Consider the following 26,701-nt stretch of genomic DNA (forward strand, 5'->3'; position numbering starts at 1 on the left):
GTGCAGAGTTCGGAGTTGAGCGGGTTCGGTCCGGGTGAAGGTCACGGCGCCGAGATCACGTCGGATCCGTCGCCGTTCCCGTTGACGCCGGCGCAGCTCGGCGTCTGGTACGCCCAGCTGCTCGATCCGCGGACTCCGATCAACATCGCCCAGTACGTCGACGTGCACGGCGACCTCGATGTCGAAGTGCTGCAAAAGGTCTCGGTCGAGGCGGCCCGGGAGTTCGGGTCCACGGTGGTGCGGCTCGGCGAAATCGACGGCGAGCCGTACCAGTGCGTGGACCCGCGGCTTCCCGTCGACATCGTGCCGGTCGATCTGCGCGACGCCCCCGATCCGGTCGCGGCGGCCCACGACTGGATGCGCGCGGACTACACGCGGCCGGTGGATCTGCTGACGGACCGGCTGTTCGCCGGCGCCGTACTGCGGGTCGGTGAGCGACGCTGGTTCTGGTATCTGCGCGCCCACCACATCGTTCTCGACGGATTCGGCGCCCTGACCAACACCGTGCGCGTCGCCGAGCGCTACACCGCCGAACTGCGCGGCATCGAACCCGAGCCGGCCAAGGCCGGCAGCCTCGAATCGCTGGTCGAGGGTGAACGCGGCTACCGCGACAGCACCCGGTTCGGCTCCGATCGCGGGTACTGGGGCGAGCGGGTCCGCGATCTGGACGGCGCGACCACGCTCAACGGCCGCAGCGCACCCCGCGCGGCCGGAAACCTGGTCTACGGCCGCCGGCTGCCGGACAAGATCGCCACCCGGATGAACGACCTTGCGGCAGCGCATGATTCGAGTGCGGCCGTGGTGTTGCTCGCGGCCTTCGCGGCCTATCTGGCCCGGCTGACCGGACGCGACGAGGCGGTGCTGAGCCTGCCGGTGACCGCCCGCACGACGGCCGTGATGCGGCGCTCGGCCGGCATGCTCTCCAATATCGTCCCGCTGCGGTTGCAGGTCGGGCAGGCCACCTGGGCGCAGCTGTTGCAGCAGACCCGGGTCGAGGTCGCCGGGGCCCTGCGGCATCAGCGCTACCGGCACGAGGACATCCGCCGCGACGCCGGCATGGAAGGCTTGGCCACCCGCCGCGCGCTGTTCGGGCCACTGGCCAACATCATGCTGTTCCGCAGCGACCTGACCCTGGGCGATACCACCGGCCGCTACCACGTGCTCTCGACCGGGCCGGTCGAAGATATGAGCCTCAACGTCTACTACGGCGACAGCGACCGGGTGCACGTCGACTTCGAGGCCAACCCGAATCTGTACCGCGCCGACGACATCGCCCGCCATCACGCCCGCTTCGTGCGGTTCCTGGAGCGACTGGTCGACCTCGATCCCGAGCGGCCGTTGTCGTCGGTGGCGGTCACGACCGATCTGGAGCGCGAGGTCAGCCTCCGGATCTGGAATGCCACCGAGGTGGATATCGCCGCGCTGGCCGGTGCGGACGCGACCCTGGTGTCGATGTTCGAGCGCCAGGCGGCGCGGACCCCGGAGGCCGTCGCGCTGCGCGGATCGCGGACCCTCGGCTACGCCGGGTTCGCGGCCGAGGTCAACCGGCTCGCGCGGTATCTGATCGCGCGCGGCGCCGGACCGGAAACCACGGTGGCACTGCATATTCGGCGTTCCCCGGAGCTCGTGGTCGCGATGTACGCGGTGCTGGCGGCGGGTGCGGCGTATGTGCCGCTGGACCCCGACCATCCCGCCGAACGCATCGGCTACGTGCTCGAGACCGCGAAGCCGGTCTGCGTGCTGACCACCGCCGGCGATCACGGCGACGGTGACACCCGGTGGATCGACATCGACGAACTGGACCTGTCGGCGCTGTCCGAGGGACCGGTGACCGATGCCGAGCGGATCTCGCCGCTGCGGCCGCAGCATCCCGCGTACGTCATCTTCACCTCCGGTTCCACCGGGCGGCCGAAGGGCGTCGCGGTCACCCACGCCGCGATCGTCAACCGGCTGGTCTGGATGCAGAGTGCCTACCGGCTCACCGCCGCGGACGTCGTCCTGCAGAAGACCCCCGCCACGTTCGACGTGTCGGTGTGGGAGTTCTTCTGGCCGTTGCAGGTCGGCGCGAGCCTGGTGCTGGCGACGCCCGACGGGCATCGCGACCCGGCCTACCTGCGCGCGGTGATCGCCGAATTCGGTGTCACCATCGCGCATTTCGTGCCTTCGATGCTGGCGGCCTTCCTCGGCGGCGTGATCGATGCCTCCGAATTGAGTTCGCTGCGTGCGGTGTTCGCGTCCGGTGAGGCGTTGCCCGGACCGCTGGCGCAGCGACTGCGGGCCGCGGCGCCGCGCGCGCGGCTGCACAATCTGTACGGACCCACCGAGGCAGCGGTCGATGTCACCGCGCATCAGGTGGGTCCGCTCGATACCACCGGTGTGCCGATCGGCGCACCGGTCTTCAACACCCGGCTGTACGTGCTCGACGCACGATTGCAGCCGGTGCCCGTCGGCGTTCCGGGTGAGCTGTATCTGTCGGGGGTTCAGCTCGCCCGGGGCTACGTCGGGAGGCCGGAGCTGACCGCCGAACGGTTCGTCGCCGATCCGTTCGCGGACAGTGAGACGGAGGCCGGCCCCGGGGCGCGGATGTATCGCACCGGGGATCTGGTCCGCTGGACGGCCGACGGTGAGCTCGAGTATCTGGGCCGCACCGATTTTCAGGTCAAACTGCGCGGGCTGCGGATCGAACTCGGCGAGATCGAAGCGGTGCTCGGCGCGGTGCCGGGGGTCGCGCGCGCGGTGGTCGTGGTGCGCGACGATGCCGGCACGGGTGCGCAACTGGTGGCCTATCTGGTCGAGACCACCGCCGGCGCGGTCGACGTGGCGCGCGTGCGCGGCGCGGCCGCGCGCGAGTTGCCCGGATATATGGTGCCGGCGGCGTATGTGAAGCTGGCGTCGCTGCCGGTCAACGCCTCCGGCAAACTCGATCGGGCCGCGCTTCCCGCGCCCGAGCGGACGGCCGGACAGTACCGCCGGCCGCAGTCGGTCTCGGAGCGGGCGGTCGCCGAGGTGTTCGGTGAGGTGCTCGGTCGTGAGCGCATCGGACTCGACGACGACTTCTTCGCCCTGGGCGGTAATTCGCTGGTCGCGACGCAGGTGGCGGCGCGATTGAACGCCGATCTCGGCTGCGCGCTGACCGTGCGGGAACTGTTCGAGGCCACCACGGTCGAGGCGCTGGCCGAGCTGATCGACCGCGCCTTCGAAACCGAGGACATGCACGAGAGCGCCGGGCCGGTCGCCGGGCCGCGACCGCGGGTGCTGCCGCTCTCGCCCGCGCAGCAGCGCATCTGGTTCCTCAACCGGTTCGAGGAGGACAGCGCCGGCTACAACATGCCGTTCGTGGTCCGGATGACCGGCGCGGTGGACACCGAGGCCCTGCGCGCGGCCCTGGCCGATGTGGTGGCCCGCCACGAGGTGTTGCGCACCGTCTTTCCGGCGGACGACGAGCTCGTGGCCCGGCAGCATATTCTCCCCGCCGGGCAGGTGGGGCCGGAGTCCTTCGCGGTGGAAACCGTTGCGGCGGAAGGCCTCGACGCCGAGTTGACGCGGCTGGCGGCACGCGGCTTCGACCTGACCGCCGAAATCCCGTTGCGAGCGACGATTTACGAACTGGCCGCCGATGATGTCGCGCTGGCGATCGTGCTGCACCACATCGCCGCCGACGGACTCTCGCTGCCGGTGCTGGCGCGGGATGTGGCCGCCGCCTATACCCGCCGCCGGTCGGGTATCGACGCCCCCGAGGCGTTGCCGGCGGTGCAGTACGCCGATTACGCGCTGTGGCAACGGGATCGGCTCGGCGTCCCCGAAGATCCCGAATCCCTGGCCGCCCGGCAGCTCGGCTACTGGGCGCACACGCTGGCGGGAATTCCCGACCAGCTGGACCTGCCCGCCGATCGGCCGCGGCCCGCGGTGGCCGCCGGCCGGGGCGCCACCTATCGCTTCGACCTACCCGCGGACCTGCACGCGGCGATCTCCGAACTCGCCCGTGCCCAAGGTGTTTCGACCTTCATGGTGCTGCACGGCGCGCTGGCCGCGCTGCTCGCGCGGATCTCGGGCGGCGACGATATCGTGATCGGTACCCCGGTCGCCGGGCGCGGCCACCGCGAACTCGACGATCTGATCGGCATGTTCGTCAACACGCTGGTGCTGCGCACGCGAGTGGCGGCCGACGAACCGTTCACCGCTCTGCTGCAACGGGTCCGGGCGGCGGACCTGGGCGCCTTCGCCCACGCCGATCTGCCGTTCGAACAGTTGGTGGAGGCGCTGAACCCGGTCCGTTCGCAGGCCCGCCACCCGTTGTTCCAGGTGATGCTGGGTGTGGCCGACACTCAGGACATCGCCGTCGAGTTACCCGGATTGTCCGTGCGGACGAGTACCCTGGACACGGCGGTGACCAAGTTCGACCTTCAACTGACGGTCACCGAAAGCTTCGCCGGTGCCGGTCCCGGGGAAGGTCCGGCACCGGCGGGGATCACGGCGGAGTTCACCTACGCCACAGATCTTTTCGAGTCGGACACCATCGCGGCGTATGCGCGGTGGTGGCGGCAACTGCTCGTCCATGTGGTCGCCGAGCCCACTCGTGCGGTGGGTCGGCTGCCGCTGCTCGACGCCGCCGAGTTGCGGCGCACGATCGACGCCGGCCGCCGCGGCGCGGGGGGAACGGCTCCGGACGTGCTCACCGCGTTCGAGCGGCAGGCCCTCCTGCGGCCCGATGCGGTGGCCGTGGTCGACGGCGAGCGGCAATACACGTACGCCGAGCTGTCGGCGCGGATCAACCGCCTGGCCCGCCATCTCGTCGGCGCGGGCGTCGGCCCGGAATCGCTGGTCGTCCTGGGGATGCGCCGGTCGGCCGAGTTGGTGATCGCCGCCTACGCCGTGCTGGCCGCCGGCGGGGCGTACGTACCGGTCGACCCGGATCAGCCGACGGCCCGGTTGCGGCAGGTGGCCGAGACCGCCGCGCCGGTATGCATGCTGACCGCCGGGGATGCGCCCGATCTGGCCATTCCGCGGATCGCGATCGATGCGCTCGAGCTCGACGGCCTGTCCGATCGCCCGCTCACCGACGCCGACCGGCTCGCCCCGGTGCGTTCGGCCGACACCGCGTACGTCATCTTCACCTCCGGCTCCACCGGAACGCCGAAAGGCGTTGCCGTCCAGCGCGGTTCGCTCGACAACCAGATCGCCTGGATCGCCGCTGAGTACGGGATCGGTGAGCGGGACGTGGTGCTGTTCAAGACCCCGGCGACCTTCGACGTCTCGGTATGGGAGCTGTTCGCGCCGCTCGGCAGCGGAGCGCGGCTGGTGGTCGCCACACCGGACGGGCATCGCGACACCGCGTATCTGGCCGCGACCATCGCCCGGCACGCCGTGACCATGATCTCGTTCGTACCGTCGCTGCTGGCGACTTTCGCGAACACCGTGACACCGGCCGATATCCGCACGCTGCGGTGTGTTCTCGTCGCCGGCGAGGCCCTCAACGGAGAGGCCGTGCGGGCGTTCGCCGCGGTGAGCGATGCCGCCGTGCACAATCTGTACGGACCCACGGAATTCACCGTGCACGCCACCCACGCGCCGGTTGCGCCGGACCGCATCGGGCCCGCGCCGATCGGTAAGCCGGTGCGCGACAGTCACATTCTGGTGCTCGACCGGCAGCTGCAGCCCGTTCCCGATCTGGTGATCGGCGAGCTGTACCTGTCCGGTGCGCAGGTCGCCCGGGGGTACCAGCGCCGGACCGGCGCGACCGCGCAGCGATTCGTGGCCGATCCGTTCGGCCCCGCGGGTGCTCGCATGTACCGCACCGGTGACCTCGTGCGCCGCCTCCGCAACGGGGATCTGGAATATCTGGGGCGCAGCGACTTCCAGGTGAAGGTGCGGGGCCAGCGCATCGAACTGGGCGAGATCGAGGCGGCGCTGCTGGCCACGCCCGGCATCGAGGCGGCAGCGGTGCGGGTGTACCGGCATCGGGCCGGCGATCTGCTGGTGGCCTATGCGGTGTGCGACGGCGATCCGCGGACCCTCGCCGAAAGCCGGCTGCGGGATCGGCTGCCGTCGTACATGGTGCCCAGCGCCTACGTCGCGCTGGCGGCCATGCCACTGACGGCCTCCGGCAAACTCGATCGCGCCGCCCTTCCCGATCCGGTACTGGCCACCGAACGGTTCCGTGCGCCGGAGAGCGCCGAGGAGAAGGCCGTGGCGGCGGTCTTCGCCGCTGTGCTGGGTGCCGAACAGGTCGGGCTCGACGACGACTTCTTCGCCCTCGGCGGCAATTCGCTGGTGGCGACCCAGGTGTCGGCCCGGCTGGCCGAGGCGCTGGACCGCGAGGTCGCGGTGCGCCTGCTGTTCGAGAACCCGGTGGTCGCGAATCTTGCCCGGCGACTGCGGGATTCATCTCCTCGCCGGCATCGCGCGTTGACCGCCGGACCGCGGCCGGAGCGGCTGCCGCTGTCCTACGCGCAGCAGCGGATGTGGTTCCGCAACCAGTTCGACACCGAATCGGCGGTCGACAATCTGACCACCGCCATCCGGCTGCGGGGCGAGCTGGACGTCACCGCTCTCGCCGCCGCGGTGCGCGATGTGCTGGCGCGGCACGAGGCCTTGCGTACCCGGTATCCCGCCGTCGACGGCGTGCCTTTCCAGCAGATACTCGACCCGGCGGACGTGGTGATCGACCTGGCGCCCCAGCCGGTGCCCGAGGACGAGTTGGCGCAGCGCCTGCGGGCCGAGGCGGCCGTCGCCTTCGCGGTGCGCGACCAGGCGCCGATCCGGACGGTGCTGCTGCGTAGCGCCGCCGATGTGCACGTGCTCGTCGTCTCCATTCACCACATCGCCGCGGACGGCTGGTCGATCGCGCCGCTGACGCGGGATCTGATGCAGGCCTATGCCGCGCGCACGGCCGGCCGGGCGCCGCAGTGGCTGCCGCTGCCCGTGCAGTACGCCGACTTCGCGCTCTGGCAGCGGGCCGTGCTCGGCTCCGAGGACGATCCGAATTCGCCCATCGCCGAGCAGATCCGGTTCTGGGCAGGCGAACTGGCGGGCCTGCCCGACGTGCTGGCCCTGCCGGGTGATCGGCCGCGGCCGGCGACGGCGACGGGCCGCGGCGCCCGATACCGCTTCGCGGTGCCGGCCGAGACCGTCTCCGCGCTGCGTGAGCGGGCCGAGCGGACCGGCGCCACCTTCTTCATGGCGCTGCACGCCGCCTTCGCGGTGGTGCTGGCGAAACTGTCCGGGCAGCGCGATATCGCGATCGGTACGCCGATCGCCGGCCGGGGTGAGGCCGCGCTCGACGATCTGGTCGGCATGTTCGTCAATACGCTGGTGCTGCGCGCCGACGTCGCGCCCGAGTCCTCGTTCACCGCACTGCTCGACGCCGTGCGCGAGGGCGACCTGCGCGCCTTCGCCCACCGCGACGTTCCGTTCGAGCGTCTGGTCGAGGTGCTGAATCCGATGCGCTCGGCGGCCCGGCACCCGCTGTTCCAGGTGATGCTGGATCTGCGCCAGGCCGCCGCCGGTGAACCGCGACTGCCGGGGCTGAGCGCGACGACGCTCGAACTCGATTCCGGCACTGCCAAATTCGACCTGCACCTGACGGCCGAGGAAGCGGCCGACGGCAGCCTGGCGGCGGTCTTCGAATATGCGACGGACCTGTTCGATGAGCCGACCGTCGCGGGATTCGCGCGCCGGTTCCGCCTGGTACTGGAAGCCCTCCTCGCACAGCCGGAACGGCCCATCGGCGATATCGAACCGATGTCGGCCGCCGAGCGCGAAGAGATCCTCGGCGCATGGAACGACACCGCCCACGAGGTGCCGGCGACCACACTGGCCGACCTGTTCGCCGAGCAGGCGCGGCGCAGCCCGAATGCCGTCGCCCTGCGCTTCGAGGGCGCCGAATGGACCTATGCCGGCTTCTCGGCGCGGGTGAATCGACTGGCGCGGCTGCTGGTTTCGATCGGCGTCGGCCCCGGCCGCACGGTGGCCCTGGGCATCCGCCGCGGCGACGACCTGGTGGTCGCCATGTACGCGGTGGTCGCCGCGGGCGCCGCCTACGTACCGCTCGACCCCGATCATCCCGCCCGGCGCATCGGTGACGTACTGCGCACCGCGCGGCCGGTGTGCGTGCTGACCCGCTCCACCGATGGGCTCGATCTCGATACGAGCGGTCTGGTCAGTCACTGCGCCGTCCTCGATATCGACCTGTTCGACACCGGCGACTACTCGTCGGCGCCGCTCACCGACGCCGACCGGCTGCGACCGCTGCGGCCGGGCCATCCCGCCTATGTCATCTTCACCTCGGGCTCTACGGGCAAACCCAAGGGTGTGGCGGTGAGCCACCGGGCGATCGTGAACCGGCTGGTATGGATGCAGACCGAGTACGAACTGGCCGCCGCCGACGTCGTACTGCAGAAGACTCCGGCGACCTTCGACGTGTCGGTGTGGGAGTTCTTCTGGCCGTTGCAGGTCGGCGCCCGGCTCGTGGTGGCCCGGCCCGACGGCCATCGCGACCCCGCCTACCTCGCCGAACTGATTCGCGCCGAACACGTTTCGGTGGCGCATTTCGTGCCCTCGATGCTCGCGGTGTTCCTCGCGCACGCGCGGCCGGGTTCGCTGCGGACGGTATTCGCCTCCGGTGAGGCGCTACCCGCGGAGGTCGCGCAGCGCCTGCGGGCGGTCACCGGTGCGCGACTGCACAACCTCTACGGGCCGACCGAGGCCGCGGTCGACGTCACTCGCCACGAGGTCGTCGACACCGACAACGCGACCGTGCCGATCGGCCGCCCGGTGTTCAACACCCGGCTGTACGTGCTGGACGCGCGGCTGCGGCCGGTGCCGGTGGGCGTCGCCGGTGAGCTGTACCTGGCCGGCACGCAGCTGGCCGAAGGGTACGTCGGCCGCCCCGACATCACCGCCGAACGGTTCGTGGCCGATCCGTTCGGTACCGGGGAGCGGCTCTACCGCACCGGCGATCTGGTGGCGTGGAACCCGCGTGGTGAACTGGAGTATCTGGGCCGCACCGACTTTCAGGTCAAGGTGCGCGGCCTGCGCATCGAATTGGGCGAGATCGAAGCGGCGCTCACCGCCGTGCCCGAGATCGCACAGGCCGTGGTGATCGTTCGCCACGATCCGCAGACCGGTGACCGGTTGGTCGCGTATCTGCTGCCCGCCGACGGCGCGGGCATCGATATCGACGCGGTGAAAGCCGCACTGGCGCAGCGACTACCGGCCTATATGCTCCCCGCGGCCTACGTTGTACTCGACGCGTTCCCGCTCAACGGCTCGGGCAAGCTGGACCGCGGCGCCCTGCCCGATCCGGTCTGGCAGGCGCGCGAATATCACGCGCCGGCGACGGCGGCCGAAGCCGTGGTCGCCGAGGTCTTCGCGGAGGTGCTGGGCGCCGAGCGCGTAGGGCGCGACGACGACTTCTTCGACCTCGGCGGCAATTCGCTGCTCGCCACCCAGGTGCTGGCCCGCATCGGCGCCGCTCTGGACACGCAGCTGCCGGTTCGTCTGCTGTTCGAGGCCACCACGGTGACCGAGCTGGCGATGCGGGCCGAGCTGCTGGCCGGCACCGGTGCGCGCGCGCCGCTGACCGCGCGCACGCTGCCGGAGCAGGTGCCGCTCTCGGCGGCGCAGCGGCGGATCTGGTTCCTCAACCGCTTCCGCGCCGACGAGCGGGCGGCCGCCGCGGTCGACGTCATCCCACTGGCGCTGCGGTTGCGCGGAGAACTGGATATCGACGCCCTGCGCGCGGCCCTGGCCGATGTGGTGGAGCGGCACGAGACGTTGCGCACCCGCTACCCCGATACCGCGGACGGGCCGGTGCAGGTCGTCGAGCCCGCCGCGGCGCACGTCCCGGCGTTGCGCGTGGCCGCGGTGAGCGAGCAGACGCTGGCCGAGCGCATCGCCGGGATCTGCGCCACCGAATTCGACCTCACCATCGAAACCGGCTTGCGCGCCGAGCTTTTCGCGCTGTCCGCTGATCATCACGTACTGCTGCTGGTCCTGCATCACATCTGCGCGGACGGCCTTTCCCTGGGTCCCTTGGCCGCGGATGTGACGGCCGCGTACGCCGCGCGCCGCGACGGGCGCGCGCCCGGCTGGCAGGACCTGCCGGTGCGCTACCGCGACTACACGCTGTGGCAGGCGGAAGTCCTCGGCGATCCGGCCGATCCGGAATCCGAACTGTCCCGCCAGCGCGAATTCTGGCGCACCCGCCTGGCCGGGCTGCCGGAACAGCTGGAACTGCCCACCGATCGTCCGCGTCCCGCGACACCGTCGTACCGCGGTGGCAGCCACCGCTTCCAGATCGACTCCGATCTGCACAGCGAACTGGGCGAACTGGCCCGCAAACACGAGACCACCCTGTTCAGCACGGTGCATGCCGCGCTGGCGGTGCTGCTGTCGCGCATGTCGGGCACCTCCGATATCGCGATCGGCACCCCGGTGGCCGGGCGCGGCGAGGCCGCGCTGGACCCGATGGTCGGCATGTTCGTCAACACCATCGTGTTGCGCAGCGAGATCGACAGTCGCGAGCACTTCCACACTGTGCTCGATACCGTTCGCGCGCAGGATATTTCGGCTCTGTCGCAGGTCGACGTGCCGTTCGAGCAGGTGGTGGAGATGCTGGCGCCGGCCCGCACCGCGAGCCGTCACCCGCTGTTCCAGGTGGCGCTGACCTTCCAGAACTTCACCCTGCCCGAGGTCGAGCTGCCGGGGCTGCACGTCACGCCCGAAGCGGTGGACGCGGCCGCCGTTGCGTTCGACCTGCAGTTCACGCTGGTCGAGTCCATCGACGACGACGGTCGTGCGGGCGGGATGTCGGTCGAGATCACCTATGCCACCGATCTTTTCGACGCGGCGACGATCGCGGAGCTGGCCCGGCGCTTCGAGCAGGTGCTGGCCGCGGTCAGCCACGACCACACCGTCGTGGTCGGCGACATCCAGTTGCTCAGCGCCGAGGAACAGCATCGCGCGCTGTACGAATGGTCTGTCAGCGGCGTCGACTGTGCCGAAACGACCACCATCGCAGCGCGGTTCGCGGCGGCCGCGCGGGCGGACCGAACGGCCGTCGCGGTGCGGGCCGGCGACGCGACCCTCACCTACGGCGAGCTCGAGGACCGGGCCCACGGCCTCGCCCGGCGCCTGATCGCGGCCGGCGCCGGTCCGGAAACACTGGTCGCCGTGGCGCTGCCACGCTCGGCCGACCTGATCGTCGCACTGCTCGCGGTCGTCGAATCCGGCGCCGGCTATCTGCCGATCGATCCGGATTACCCCGCCGACCGGATCGAATACATCCTCGCCGACGCCCGGCCGGTGTGCGCGGTCACCGGTGCGGACGGCCCGGCCCGCGGCTGGTTCGACGGCCCGGTAATCGACCTGGACACCGTGTCCTGGCAGGAGCTGGACACCGCGCCGATCACCGATGCGGACCGCCGCTCGCCGCTACGCCCGGACAACACCGCCTACGTCATCTACACCTCCGGTTCCACCGGCCGACCCAAGGGCGTGCAGGTTCCGCACGCCAATGTGATTCGGCTGCTGGACAATTCCCGCGAGCGATTCGGTTTCGACCACTCCGATGTGTGGACGCTGTTCCACTCCTACGCCTTCGACTTCTCGGTGTGGGAACTGTGGGGTGCGCTGCTGCACGGCGGCCGGATCGTCGTCGTCGACTACTTCACCTCCCGGTCGCCGCAGCAATTCCGGGAGCTGCTGATCGACGAGGGCGTGACGGTCCTCAACCAGACGCCCTCGGCGTTCTACCAGCTGATGAGCGCGGATCTGGCCGACGTTCCGGCCGACTACCGGCTGCGCTGTGTGATCTTCGGCGGCGAAGCGCTGGAGCCGGCGCGGCTGCGGGACTGGTTCGCGCGGTATCCGCACACACCGCGGTTGATCAATATGTACGGCATCACCGAGACGACGGTGCATGTGTCGTTCCGGCCGATCGACGCGCTCACCGGTCCGGCCGGGGTGATCGGAGGCGCCCTGCCGGGCCTGACCGTGCGGTTGCTCGATTCGCGGCTGCGGCCGGTGCCGGTGGGTGTGCCGGGCGAGATCTACGTCTCCGGCGGACAGCTCGCCCGCGGATATCTGCGGCGGCCCGCCTTGACCGCGGGGCGCTTCGTGGCCGACCCCTACGGGACGGCGGGTTCACTCGCCTACCGCTCCGGTGACCTCGCGCGGTGGACCGCGACCGGTGACCTCGAATATCTGGGTCGCGCCGACCACCAGGTCAACCTGCGTGGCTTCCGGGTGGAACTCGGCGAGATCGAGGCCGCGCTGGTGGCCGTGGACGCGGTGGCACAGGCCGCGGTCGTGGTCCGCGCGGACGACGGAGCCGAAGCCCGGATCGTCGGATATGCGGTGGGCGCCGACCTCGACGTGGCGTCGGTGCGCCGCGCGGTCGCCGAGCGGCTGCCCGAGCACATGGTTCCGGCCGCCGTGGTCGCGGTGGACCGAATTCCGTTGACCGTCAACGGAAAGCTCGACGTGCGCGCCCTTCCGGCGCCGGTGTTCGAGACGGTCGGTTACCGCCGGCCGGCGAGCGCCGCCGAGCAGATCGTGGCCGATGTGTTCACCGAGGTGCTCGGCGAACTCGGCACCGACCGTGCGGTGGGCGCCGACGACGACTTCTTCGCCCTCGGCGGCAGCTCGCTCTCGGCGGCCAAGGCCGTCGCCCGCATCGGCGCGGCCCTGGGCGTGAGCGTCCCGGTGCGCACGCTGTTCGAGAATCCGCGCGTCGCCGACCTCGCGGTGGCGGCACTGACGGGCGGTGACCGGCCGGCCCTGGTCGCCGGTGTGCGCCCGGCCCGGCTGCCGCTCTCCCCGGCGCAGCAGCGGATGTGGTTCCTCAACCGGTTCGACCGCACCTCGGCCGCCTACAACATTCCGCTCGCGCTGCGCCTGTCCGGCGACCTGGACGAGCAGGCCCTCGCCGCGGCACTGCGCGATGTCGTGGCACGGCACGAATCGCTGCGTACCGTCTACCCCGAGATCGGCGGCGAACCGGCGCAGGTGATCCTGCCGGTGGAGCGGGTCCACATCGACACGACGGCCGTACCGGTCGCCGAAGACGCACTGCCGCAACGAATCCGGGAGTTGTTCGGCACCGGATTCGACGTCACCGCAGACGTGCCCGTGCGGGTGCGGGTGTTCGAACTCGCCCCCGACGAGCATGTGCTGGCGGCGGTGCTGCATCACATCTGCGCCGACGGATCCTCGATCGTGCCGTTCGTCGCCGATCTGATGCGCGCCTACGAGGCCCGGGTCCGGTCCGCCGGGCCCGGCTGGTCGCCGCTGCCGATCCAGTACGCCGACTACGCGCTGTGGCAGAAGCGTCTGCTGGGCGCCGAGGACGACGCGGAATCGGTGGCCGCCCGGCAGATCGCGTTCTGGCGCGAGACGCTGGCCGGGCTGCCGGATCAGCTCGACCTGCCGACCGACCGGCCTCGCCCGGCCCGGCAGAGCCTGCACGGCCGCCGCGTCGAATTCACCGTCGACGCCGCGGTGCACCGGCGGCTGGCCGACGTGGGCCGCGGCGCCGGCGCCACGGTGTTCATGGTCGTGCACGCGGCGTTCGCGGCGGTGCTGGCCCGGCTCTGCGATACCGGCGACATCGCGGTGGGCACGCCCGTCGCGGGGCGCAACGACGCCGCGCTGGACGAGGTCATCGGCATGTTTGTCAACACCGTGGTGCTGCGGACCGCGGTGGATGTGGACGCGCGCTTCGACACGCTGCTCGACGGCGTGCGCGCCACCGACATCGCCGCGCTCTCACATACCGATGTGCCGTTCGAACGCCTCGTCGAGGTGTTGAATCCGCGCCGCTCGACCGCTCGGCATCCGCTGGTGCAGGTGGGTCTGTCGTTCCAGAACCACGATCGCGCGACTCTGCGACTACCCGGCCTGACCGTCACCGAAGTCGAACCCGACAGTGAGACAGCGCAATTCGACCTGCATCTGTTCGCCGTCGACCACCACACCGAGTCCGGAGCCCCGGCCGGCATCGAGCTGGCTCTCGGCTATGCGACCGATCTGTTCACCGCCGAGACCGCCGAGCGGATCGCCGCGCAGGTGAACCGCGTCCTGCATGCGGTGGCCGCCGCGCCCGCGACCCGGATTCGCGATCTCGACCTGCTCGGAGAGCAGCAATACCGGTTCGTGATCGAGGACGGCAATCGGACCGCGCGGGAGGTTCCCGAGGCGACGCTGGTGAATCTGTTCGATGCCAGGGTCGCCGCGAATCCCGCGGCGGTGGCGCTGATCGACGCGGCCGGCACCGAATTGAGCTATCGCGACTTCGACGTCCGGGTCAACCGGCTGGCCCGTCACCTCATCGGCCTCGGCGTACGCCCGGAGACGACTGTGGTGCTGGCGCTGCGCCGTTCGGTCGATCTGGTGATCGCGATGTTCGCGGTGGCCAAAGCCGGCGGCGCCTATGTGCCGATCGATCCCGACCATCCGGCCGATCGGATCGCGCAGATCGTCGAGACGGCGCGGCCGGTGTGCGTCCTGGGCGGCGGTGCGGTGCCGGGCGTGGGCGACGACACCGCGATCGTGGATCCCGGTACGGATCTGGCCGCGTATCCGGGCACGCCGATCACCGCCGCCGATCGGCTCGCGCCGCTGCGGCCGTCGAACACGGCCTACGTCGTGTTCACCTCCGGCTCCACCGGACGCCCCAAGGGCGTGGCGATCTCGCACGGCGCGATCGTCAACCAATTGCTTTGGCTGCGTAGTGAATTCGGCATCGACAGTGCCGACCGCGCGCTGCTCAAGACGCCCGCGACCTTCGACCTGTCGGTGTGGGAGTTCTGGTCGCTGCTGGTCAGCGGCGGAGCCTTGGTGATCAGCGAGCCGGGCAGCGAACGCGATCCCGACCACCTGCGCGAGCTCATGCGGCAGCACCGGGTGAGCATCCTGTTCACCGTGCCCTCGCTGCTGGGCATGCTGCTGGCCGACGAGACCGCCCTGCCGCAGACGCTGCGGGCCGTCCTCGCGATCGGTGAGGCGCTGCCGCAGTCGACGGCGCGCCAGTTCGGAACCCGCTGCGACGCGACGCTGTTCAACCTCTACGGTCCCACCGAAACCGCCGTCTCGATCACCTCGCACCGGGTCGGCGCCGATCCGGAGCCGGTGGTGCCGATCGGCGCGCCGGTGTGGAACAGCCGGGCCTATGTACTCGATCGGCGGCTGCGGCCGGTACCACCGGGCGTGCCCGGCGAGCTGTATCTGGCCGGCGATCAGCTGGCCCGCGGTTATGCGGAACAACCGGCGCTCACGGCGGGCCGTTTCGTCGCCGATCCCTTCCACGGCGGCCGCATGTACCGCACGGGCGATATCGTGCGCCGCCGCACCGACGGACTGCTCGAGTATCTGGAGCGGGCCGACTTCCAGGTCAAGATCGGTGGTTTCCGGATCGAACTCGGCGACGTGGAGGCGGCCCTGCTGCGCCGGCCCGGCGTCGAGGCCGCGGTCGCGGTGGCCCGCACCGACGGCAGCGCGGGACCGCGCCTGATCGCCTACGCGGCGGTGCCCGGCGCCGATGTCGACGCGGGCACGCTGCGCTCGGCGCTCGGCAGCGAACTGCCGAAATATATGGTGCCCGCGGCCGTGGTGGTGCTGGACGCGCTGCCGCTCAACGCCAACGGCAAGGTAGACCGCGACCGGCTGCCCGCCCCGGTGCTGTCCGAGGCCGAGTTCCGAGCGCCCGATACCGAGACCGAACGCCTGGTGGCGGCGGAATTCGCCGATATCGTCGGGCGGTCCGCCGACGGCGAGTCGCCCATCGGCGCCGACACCGATTTCTTCGAACTCGGCGGCAACTCGCTCGCGGCCGCCCGCCTGGCCGCGCGGCTGGGTGCGGCCTCGGGCGTGCGGGTGCCGGTCGCCGCGGTCTTCACCGCGCCGACCGTCGCGGCGCTGGCCGCCTGGATCGATGCGGCCGAGCGGGATGTCCGTCCGCCGCTGCGGGCCCGGACCACCTGCGCGCCGGTACCGCTGTCGCTCGCCCAGCAGCGGATGTGGGTGCTGAACCGGCTCGCCCCGGATTCGGCCGCCTATCACGTGCCGGTCGCATTGCGCCTGACCGGGGCGCTGGAACTCGCCGCCCTCCGGGCCGCGCTCGCGGATCTGGTGCAGCGCCACGACATTCTGCGCACCCGGTATCCGGAAGCCCGCACCACCTCCGCCGAACCGGAACCGGTGCAGGAGGTGCTGCCCGCCACGCCGGTCGACCTCGAGCCGATGCCGGTGCGGCGCGACGAGATCGACGAGCGTATCGCCGAGATCGTCGCCGTCGGCTTCGACGTCACCGCCGCCCCACCGGTGCGGGTGCGTCTGCTGCGGGTGGCCGACGACGAGCACATCCTCGTCGTGGTGGTCCACCACATCAGTGCCGACGGCTATTCGATGGCGCCGCTGACCCGCGACCTGATCGTGGCCTACACCAGCCGGTTGGCCGGGTCCGCGCCCCAGTGGAGTCCGCTGCCGATCCAGTACGCCGACTACAGCGAATGGATGCGGACCGTTCTCGGCGCCGAGACCGACCCGGACAGCGTGCTGTCCGAACAGCTCGGCTACTGGCGCGACCGGCTGGCCGGCGCGCCCGAGCAGCTGGCGCTGCCCACCGACCGGCCGCGTCCCGCCCGCCGCGAGATGCGCGGTGCGACAGTTGATTTCGCCTTCGATCAGCCGCTGGTCGCGCAGCTGGCCGGTGTCGCCCGAGCGCACGGGACGACCCTGTTCTCCACGATGCACGCCGCCTTCGCGGTGCTGCTGGCGAAGCTGTCCGGACAGTCCGACATCGTCGTCGGCGCGCCGGTGGCCGGGCGCGGGGAACGTGAACTCGACGATCTGGTCGGCATGTTCGTCAACACCGTGGCGTTGCGCACCGAGATCGACGCCCGGACGAGTTTCGCCGAGCTGCTGCGGGGTGTGCGGGAAGCCGACCTGGCGGCGCTCGGCCGCACCGAGGTGCCGTTCGAGCGGGTGGTGGAGGCGCTGGGCCGCACCCGCACCAGCGCGTATACGCCGATCTTCCAGGTGTTGTTCACCTTCCAGAACCTGCCGGCCACGGCGGTCACGCTGCCCGGTCTGCGGGTCGAGACGCTCGAACCGCCGCTGCCGGAGGCGAAATTCGATCTGCAGCTCACCGCGCTGGAGGAATTCGGCGCGGACGGTGAACTGCAGCGGCTGCGGATGCAATTCTGCTATCCCACCGACATCTTCGACGAGCGCACGGTGCGATTGTTCGCCGAACGACTACAGCTGATCGTGCGGGCGGTGGCGGCGGATCCGTCGATCACCGTGCGCGCGATCGACATTCGCACCGCCGAGGAGCGCGACCGCCGCACCGGCCGCGCGGCGACCACCCGGCTGCCCGGTGACCTGGTCGATCTCATCGCCGCCGCGGCCGGAACCGCGCCCGATTCGCTGGCCGTCGAATTCGGCGGGCGCGGAATCGGATTCGCGGAACTGCACCACAAACTGGTCACCGTCGGCCGGGCCATGGGCGCGAACGCCACTCCCGACGCGCTGATCAACGTCGCGCTGGCCGGACTGCTGCCCGGCGTTCTCGCCGCCGGCGCCGGTGGACTCACCACCATGCTCGAGGCCCTGCATCTGCGCGCACAGGGCGTGATCACCACGGAAGGAACCCACTGATGACGCATGCAGAGTCGGTTACACCCGTCCGGTCCACCGAGCACCCCGCGCTGCGCGGCGCCTACGGCATCGCGGATCTGCCGTACCTGATCGAGGTCGTCGCCGACCTGGAACCGCAGCGCGTCGCGGTCCGGCACACGGACGTCGCGATCACCTATGCCGAGCTGGGTGCGGAGCTGACCACGCTGGCCGCGGTGATGGGTGATGCGCTGACCCCCGATGCGCTCGTGCAGGTGGTGATCTCGGGCCGGCTGCCGGCACTGCTGGAATCGGGGGAGGGCGCACTGGCCGCCGCCGTCTCCGATCTGCTCGACGACGCGCTCACCGCGGCCGCGGATGTGCTCGATCCCGGCCTGGCTCCCGCCGATACGCTCGCCACGCTGTTCGCCGAGCAGGTGCGGCGCACGCCCGGTTTGGTCGCGGTGGAATTCGACGGCAGCACCCTCACCTACGCCGAACTCGACGCCCGGGCGAACGCACTGGCCTGGCAGCTGGTCCGGCTGGGAGTGGGCCCGGATGCGCGGGTGGGTGTGTCCATGCACCGGTCGCTGGAACTGGTGATCGGTATGTACGCCATCCACAAGGCCGGTGGGGCCTACGTGCCGATCGACCCGGAGCATCCCGCCGATCGCATCGCTTACGTGCTGGAGATCGCCGCGCCCGTCGTGGTCCTCACCCATGCAGGCAGTCCCTCGTTCGACGGAGTGCCCGTGCTGCGGGTGGACGAATTCGACTGGGAGACAGAGGCTTCGACCTCGGTGCTGGAGTCCGGCGAGGTGGTGCCGGCGCGCCCGGACAACACCGCCTACGTCATCTTCACCTCGGGTTCGACGGGCCGGCCCAAGGGGGTCGCGGTCTCGCACCGCGCCATCGTGGCGAATCTGCGCTGGCGGCAGCGGTGCTACCGCATGCACGCCGCGGATGTGGTGCTGCAGAAGACGCCGTTCACCTTCGACGTGTCGGTGTGGGAGTTCTTCTGGCCCCTGCAGGTCGGTGCCCGGCTGGTGATCGCCGCACCGGACGGCCATCGCGATCCGGCGTATCTGATCCGGACCATCGCCGGCAAGCACATCACCATCGCGCATTTCGTGCCGTCCATGCTGGCGGTGTTCGCCGCCGCCGTCGCGGACGCCGAGACGATGAGCGATATCGACTCCCTGCGTGCGGTTTTCGCCTCCGGTGAGGCGCTGCCCGCCGCGACCGGCGCCGCCTTCCGCGACGTGAGCGGCGCGAGCCTGCACAATCTGTACGGGCCGACCGAGGCCGCGGTCGACGTGACCGCCCACGAGGTGACCGCGGCCGATACGGTCTCGGTCCCGATCGGCGCCGCGGCCGACGACACCGATCTGCACGTCCTCGACGACAATCTGCAACCCGTCCCCGACGGTGTGGTGGGCGAGCTGTACCTGTCCGGTGTGCAGCTGGCCCGTGGCTACCTCGGCCGCGCGGGGCTGACCGCCGAGAGGTTCGTCGCCAACCCGCACGGCGCGCCCGGTGATCGCATGTACCGCACCGGCGACCTGGTGCGCTGGAACAGCGGTATCGACGGCGGCCCGCGCGAATTGGAATACTTGGGCCGCAGCGACTTCCAGGTGAAGCTGCGCGGTCTGCGGATCGAACTGGGTGAGGTCGAGGCGGCGCTGCTGGCGCACGAATCTGTGGCACAGGCCGCGGTGGTGCTGTACCGGCACAGCACGGGCGACCACTTGATCGGCTACGTCGTGGCGGCCGGCGGATGCGAACTCGATTCCGGCGCGATTCTCGGCGAGGCCGCGCGGCGACTGCCGGAATACATGGTGCCGTCCTTGCTCGTCGCCATGGACCGCATGCCGGTCAACGCCAACGGCAAACTCGATCGCAAGGCGCTGCCGGAACCCGAATTCGGCGTCACCGCAGGCGAATTCCGCGAACCGGCGACCCCGGGCGAGCGGGCGGTGGCGGAGATCTTCGCCGATCTGCTCGGCATCGACGCCGTGGGCGCCGACGACGACTTCTTCGCCCGCGGCGGCAATTCGCTGCTGGCCACCCGCGCGATCGCGCGCATCTCGGCCGCTCTCGACATCGCGGTCGACGTGCGGGACTTCTTCGACCGCCCCACCCCGGCCGGGCTCGCCGCCCTGGCCACCACCGCGCGCGTGCGGCCGCCGCTGGTCGCCGGCCCGCGCCCGGATACCGTCCCGCTCTCGCCGGCGCAGCGCCGGATGTGGTTCCTCAACCGCCTGGCCAACAGCGACGCCACCGGCAACGCCGCGGCCGCGGTGGACAATATTCCGGTCGCGCTGCGCCTGCGGGGCCGGCTCGACACCGCGGCATTGCGTGCGGCCGTCGCCGATGTGACCGCGCGTCACGAGGTGCTGCGCACGGTGTATCCCCAGACCGCCGCGGGTGCCGTGCAGGTCGTGCGGCCCGTCGCCGAGCCGCAGCTGGCGCCGGTCGAGGTCGCCGAGGCCGATCTGGTCGCGGCGGTGCGAGAGGTCGCCGCCACCGGCTTCGACGTCGCCGCCGAGATTCCGGTGCGGGTGCGGTTGCTGCGTACGGGCGCCGACGATCACACCCTGGTGCTGGTGGTCCACCACATCGCCGCCGACGGCGTGTCGATGGGACCGCTGCTGCGCGACCTGATCCAGGCCTACACCGCGCGCAGCCGCGGCACCGCCCCGCAATGGTCGCCACTGCCGCTGCAGTACGCCGACTACACGCTGTGGCAGCAGCGAGTACTCGGCGATGACACCGATCCGGGCTCCGAGGCGGCCCGCCAGCTCACCTTCTGGCAGCACGAATTGGCCGAGCTCCCGGCGCAATTGGATCTGCCCGCCGATCGGCCGCGCCCGGCTGCGGCCTCGTATCGGGGCGCGACCGTCGAGTTCGCCATCGACGCCGGTCTGCGCGCCGCCATCGATGGACTGGCCGAACAGCTGCGGGCCACGCCGTTCATGGTGCTGCACGCTGCGTTGTCGCTGCTGCTCGCCCGGTTGTCCGGGACGAGCGATATCGCGATCGGCACCCCCGTCGCGGGCCGGGGCGAGCGCGCACTCGACGATCTGGTCGGCATGTTCGTCAACACGCTCGTCCTTCGGACCCGGGTGGCGGGCGATGCCGATTTCGCCGAGCTGGTCCGCCGCACTCGCGCCGTCGATCTCGATGCCTTCGCCCATGCCGAGATTCCGTTCGAACGCCTGGTGGAGGTGTTGAATCCGGCGCGGTCGCAGGCGCGGCATCCGCTGTTCCAGGTCGGCCTGTTCATGCAGAACATCGGGGTCGGCACGCCGGAACTGCCGGGCCTCGAGACCGAGCTCGTCGATTTCGATCCCGGCTTCGCGAAATTCGACCTCCAGCTCACCGTCTCCACACCGCCCGAGGGCGGATACCGCGCCGAATTCACCTATGCCACTGATCTTTTCGATGCGCCGACGGTCGAGGAATTCGCCGCCAAATTCCTGCGCCTGCTCGGCGGCGCCACGGCCGACCCGCACCTGCCGGTCGGCGATCTGGAACTGCTCGACGCCGGCGAACTCGACTATGTGACCTCCAGCTGGAATGCCAGCGGCCACAAGGTGGCCGACCACTTCCTGCACGAGGGATTCGACCGGCAGTCGCGCCGCACGCCGAACAACCGCGCGCTCGTCTTCGAGGGCGCCGAACTGACCTACGGCGAGATGTCGGACCGGGTGAACCGCCTCGCCCGCAAGCTGATCGAATCCGGCGTCGGGCCGGAGACGCTGGTCGTGCTGGCCATGCCGAGGTCGATCGAACTGGTGCTCGGCATGTACGCGGTGCTGCACGCGGGCGGCGCCTACGTTCCGGTCGACCCGTCCCATCCGATCGAACGCATCGGCCACATCCTCGCCACCGCGCGGCCCCATACGGTGCTGACCACGCGGGCCGCCGGCTTCGAACTGCCGCCGACGGCCGCCGATACGGCGGTGGTTCACCTCGACGAACTGGACCTCTCCGATTACTCCGCCGCCAAGATCGGCGATCGGGAGCGCCGCGGCACGCTGGATCCGGACCACCCGGCCTATGTGCTGTTCACCTCCGGCTCGACCGGGCGGCCCAAGGGAGTCGCGGTCAGCCATCGCGCCATCGCCAACCAGCTCGAATGGATGCACGCCGAGTACGGGGTGCGGGCCGGCGACATCTACCTGCAGAAGACGGCGACCACCTTCGACGTGTCGCTGTGGGGCTATTTCCTTCCGCTGCGGGCCGGCGCCACCCTGATCCTGGCCACCCCCGACGGCCATCGCGACGCCCGTTATCTCGCCGAAACCATTGCCGCGCAGCGGGTTACGCTGACCGACTTCGTGCCGTCGATGCTCACCGTCTTCCTCAACCACGCCGAGGCGCAGGAGCTGGCCACCCTGCGGGCCGCCTTCGTCGTCGGTGAGGCGCTGCCCGCCGAAACCGCGGCGCTGTTCGCCGAGAAGTGCGACGGTGCCCTGCACAATCTGTACGGCCCGACCGAGGCGGCGGTGTCGATCACCTGCCACGAGGTCACCCCGGACGATGTGCGCAGCGTGCCGATCGGCGAGCCGGAGTGGAATTCGCAGGTCTTCGTGCTGGACGCCCGGCTGCATCCGGTGCCGATCGGCGTGCCGGGCGAGTTGTACCTGGCCGGCACCCAGCTCGCGCGCGGCTACTGCGGACGCGCCGACCTGACCGCGGACCGGTTCGTCGCCAATCCCTTCGGCTTCGGCGGCGAACGGATGTATCGCACCGGTGATCTGGTGCGCTGGACCCCCGAGGGCGAGCTCGACTATCTGGGCCGCATCGACTTCCAGGTGAAATTCCGCGGCCAGCGCATCGAACTGCCGGAGATCGAAACCGCCCTGCTGGCCGCACCGGGTGTCGGCCAGGCCGCGGTGCGCCTGATCACCGGCGAGAGCGGCGACTACCTCGCCGGATACGTGATCCGCACGCCGGGTGCCGAACTCGATGTGCAGGCTGTGCGGGACGGTCTCGGCACGGTGCTGCCCGCCTACATGATTCCCACCGCCGTCGTCGAACTGACCGAATTCCCGCTCAACAGCAGCGGCAAATTGGACCGCGCGGCGTTACCGCTACCGGTGCTGGCGGCCGCCGAATTCCACGCTCCGCGCACCCCACTCGAGGAGCGGGTGGCCGCGGTGTTCGCCGACGTGCTCGGGCTGGAGCGGGTCGGCCGCGACGACGACTTCTTCGCCCTCGGCGGCAGTTCGCTCGACGCCACCCAGGTCAGTGCCCGCGTCGGCCGGATCGTGGATGCCCGGGTACCGGTGCGCACCCTGTTCGAGGCCTCGACCGTCGCCGCGTTCGCGGCCGCCGTCGGCGGTGACGTGGCCGAGCGGGCCCGTCCCGCGCTGGTGAAACAGCAACGGCCGCAGCGTATTCCGCTCTCACCGGCGCAGCAGCGGATGTGGTTTCTCAACCGGTTCGATCCCGAGTCCGGTGTCCACAACATTCCGGTCGCGGTCCGGCTGACCGGTGCCCTGGATGTCGCGGCGCTGGCCGCCGCCGTCGCGGATGTGCTGGAACGCCATGAAACCCTGCGCACGCGCTATCCCGAATACGAGGACGGCCCCGCCCAGGAGGTGCTGCCCGCCGCCGATGTGCGCGTGGACCTGACACCGGTCGATGTCCCGGCGGCGGAGACCGCGAGCCGCATCGCCGCGCTCACCGCGCGGGGATTCGACGTCACCGCCGAACCGCCACTGCGCATCGCGTTGCTGCGCAGCCACGCCGACGACGGCAGCGACATCGGCGCCGCCGGCCCGGACGGCGTGGAGCCCGAGCACATCCTCGTCTTCGTGGCCCACCACATCGCGGCCGACGGCTGGTCGATCGCCCCGCTGACCCGCGACCTCATGACCGCCTACGGCCACCGCGCGGCCGGGACCGCACCGCAGTGGGAACCACTGCCCGTGCAGTACGCGGATTTCAGCATCTGGCAGCACGCGGTGCTGGGTTCGGAATCGGATCCCGACAGTGTCCTGGGCGCCCAGGCGGCCTACTGGCGGGCGACGCTCGCCGGGCTGGCCGACGAGCTGAATCTGCCCACCGACCGGCCGCGCCCGATGCGCCCCTCCTACGCCGGTGGCCGGGTGCGATTCGATATCGGCGGCGACATCCGCGACGGCCTGCGCGAACTCGCCCAGCGGCGGCAGGCGACCACCTTCATGGCCGTGCACACCGCGCTGGCGATCTTCCTGGCCCGCATGGCCGGCACCGACGACGTGGCGATCGGCTCGCCGATAGCCGGGCGCGGCGAGCGCGAACTCGACGATCTGATCGGCATGTTCGTCAACACCGTCGTGTTGCGGACCGCGGTGCCCGGCGGCGCGAGCTTCACCGAACTGCTCGACCGCACCCGCGAGGCCGACCTGCGTGCCTTCGCACACGCCGACCTGCCGTTCGAGCGGCTGGTGGAACTGCTCGATCCGGAACGGTCCACCGCGCGGCATCCGCTTTTCCAGGTGGCGCTGGCCTTCGAGAATCTGCCCACCGGTGAGCTGGAGCTGCCGGGGCTGCGGGTCGGCACGGTCGAGCCGGACGCCGGAACCGCGAAATTCGATCTGGCCCTGAACATCCGGGAGACGGCCGACGGAATGGCCGCGGAATTCGCCTATGCCCGCGACCTTTTCGACCACGCCACGATCGAGGGCTTCGCGAGCCGCTTCCTCGGTCTGCTGCGGCAGCTGGTCGCCGATCCCGAGGCCGCGGTCGGTGATACGTCGCTGCTCAGTGCCGACGAATACGTCCGGTTGACCCGGGTGCGGCCCGACGAGGCGATGGCGACCGCGCTGCTGCCGGAACTGCTCACCGCCGGGCTGGGTCTGGGGCGCGACCGGATCGCGGTGCGCTATGAGGGCCGTTCGATCACCTACGGCGACCTCGACGACTACTCCTCCCGGCTGGCCCGCCGGTTGATCGCGGCCGGCGTCGGCCCGGAACAGCTGGTGGCCGTGGCACTTCCGCGGTCCTTCGAGATGGTCGCCGCGGCCATGGCGGTGGCCAAGGCGGGCGGCGCACACGTGCCCGTCGACCCCACCTATCCGGCAGAGCGGGTGCGCTACATGGTCACCGACTCGGCGGCGCGGGTCGGCATCACGGTCGCCGCGTACGCCGACGCACTGCCCGAGGGCGTGCACTGGCTGGTCCTCGACGCACCGGCGACGGAGGCCGAGCTCGCCGCCCTGCCCGCCGGGCCGATCGGCGACGCCGAACGGATCGCCACGCTGCGGATGTCCCATCCGGCGTATGTGATCTACACGTCGGGCTCGACAGGTATGCCCAAGGGCGTCACCGTGACGCACGCCGGCCTGGGCGGGCTGGCCCAGTACGCGATCGAGCGGTACGGGTTGCGGCCCGAACACCGCATGCTGCACATCTGCTCGCCGAGCTTCGACCCGTCGGTCCTGGAATGGATCTGCGCCTTCGCCACCGGCGCGACGCTGGTGATCGTGCCGGCGCGCGTCATCGGCGGCCCCGAGCTGGGCGCGTTGCTGCGCACGGAAGTGGTGACGCACGCGATCATCACGCCCGCCGTGCTGGGCACCCTGGATGCCACGGAACAGCCGCAGCTGCAGGTACTTTCGGTCGGCGGCGATGTCACCACCGACGAACTGCTGGCGACCTGGGAGCCCGGCCGCCGCTATTTCAACGGCTACGGTCCGACCGAAACCACCATCATCTCCTCCTACGCGCGCCTGACCGCCGGTCAGCCGGTCACCATCGGTACTCCGGTGCACGGCATGTCGGCGCTCGTGCTGGACCGGCGGCTGCGGCCCGTGGCGCCCGGAGTGGCCGGTGAGCTGTACCTGGCGGGTGGTGGCCTGGCGCGGGGGTACCGCAACCGATCGGGAGGCACCGCCGAGCGGTTCGTGCCCAACCCCTGGGGTGCGCCGGGCAGCCGGATGTATCGCACCGGCGACGTCGTGCGCTGGCGGGCGATCGCGCCGACCGTGCGGCAGGCACAGCCGGAATGGGAGCTGGAGTACGTCGGGCGCTCGGATTTCCAGGTGAAGATCCGCGGCTTCCGGGTCGAACTCGGCGAGATCGACGCGGTGCTCGGCGCCCACCCCGACGTCGATTACGCGACCACCCTGGGCCGCGACCACGACACCCGCGGCACCATGCTGGTGTCCTACGTCCTGCCGAAGCCGGGACGCGCGATCGACCCCGCCGACCTCACCGATTTCGCGGCTCGCCGGTTGCCCTCGCATATGGTGCCGGCCGCACTGGTCGTCCTGGACAAGATTCCGCTGACCCCGGTGGGCAAGGTGGACCGCAAGGCGCTGCCCGAACCGGTGCTGGCGCCGGCGCGGTTCCGGGCGCCGGTCGGCGCCGCCGAGGTCCTGGTCGCGAACACCTTCGCCGCCCTGCTCGGCGTCGAACAGGTGGGTGCGGACGACGACTTCTTCGCCCTGGGCGGCAACTCGCTCGTCGCCACACAGCTCGCCGCACGCCTGAACAAGGCGACCGGGGACACGGTGCCGGTGCGCGCGGTCTTCGACGCGCCGACCGTGCGGGCGCTGGCGGCGCGGATCACACTGTCGGACAACGGTTCCCGTGACGCCGGGCCGGGTGCCGTGGTCCCGCGCCCGGAGATCGTGCCGCTGTCGATCGCCCAGCAGCGCATGTGGATGCTCAACCGCCTGGACACCGGCGGCGGCAGCTACAACATCGCGTTCGCCCTGCGGCTGACCGGCAATCTGCACATCGCCGCCCTGCGCGCCGCGATCGCCGATGTGATCGAGCGGCACGAAACCCTGCGTACCCGCTACCCCGAGCGGGACGGGGCGGCGACCCAATGCGTTCTACCCGCCGCTGTCCCGGATCTCGCGGTCACCGATGTCGATGCCACCGAGGTCGCCGCCATGGCGGAAACCCTGGCGCACAGTCGTTTCGACGTGGCGGACGAGGTGCCCGTGCGGATCCGGCTGTTGCGGGTGCGCCGCGCCCCCGACGCCGATCGCGCCGCACAGACCCACGTGCTGCTGTTCGTCGTCCACCACATCGCGGCCGACGGCTGGTCCTTCGCCCCGCTGACCAGAGACCTCGCCGTCGC

At 70.9% G+C, this 26,701-nt stretch carries 2 protein-coding genes (1 of these 2 running past the window's edge); both read left to right on the plus strand.

Annotated features, from left to right (window positions below):
* Positions 1–17,658, plus strand: coding sequence for a non-ribosomal peptide synthetase (locus tag NE2_RS22955; protein ID WP_063029275.1), 17,658 nt, complete (start codon positions 1–3; stop codon positions 17,656–17,658).
* The coding region annotated (locus NE2_RS22960) for a non-ribosomal peptide synthetase (RefSeq protein WP_063029277.1) crosses the window boundary (this coding region is incomplete at its 3' end): on the plus strand, positions 17,658–26,701 show 9,044 of its 23,585 nt. Its footprint extends 14,541 nt past the window's final position. The genes NE2_RS22955 and NE2_RS22960, both read left to right, overlap by 1 nt.

Origin of the sequence: Nocardia elegans NBRC 108235, from assembly GCF_001612845.1 — a bacterium.
Lineage (GTDB): Bacteria > Actinomycetota > Actinomycetes > Mycobacteriales > Mycobacteriaceae > Nocardia > Nocardia nova.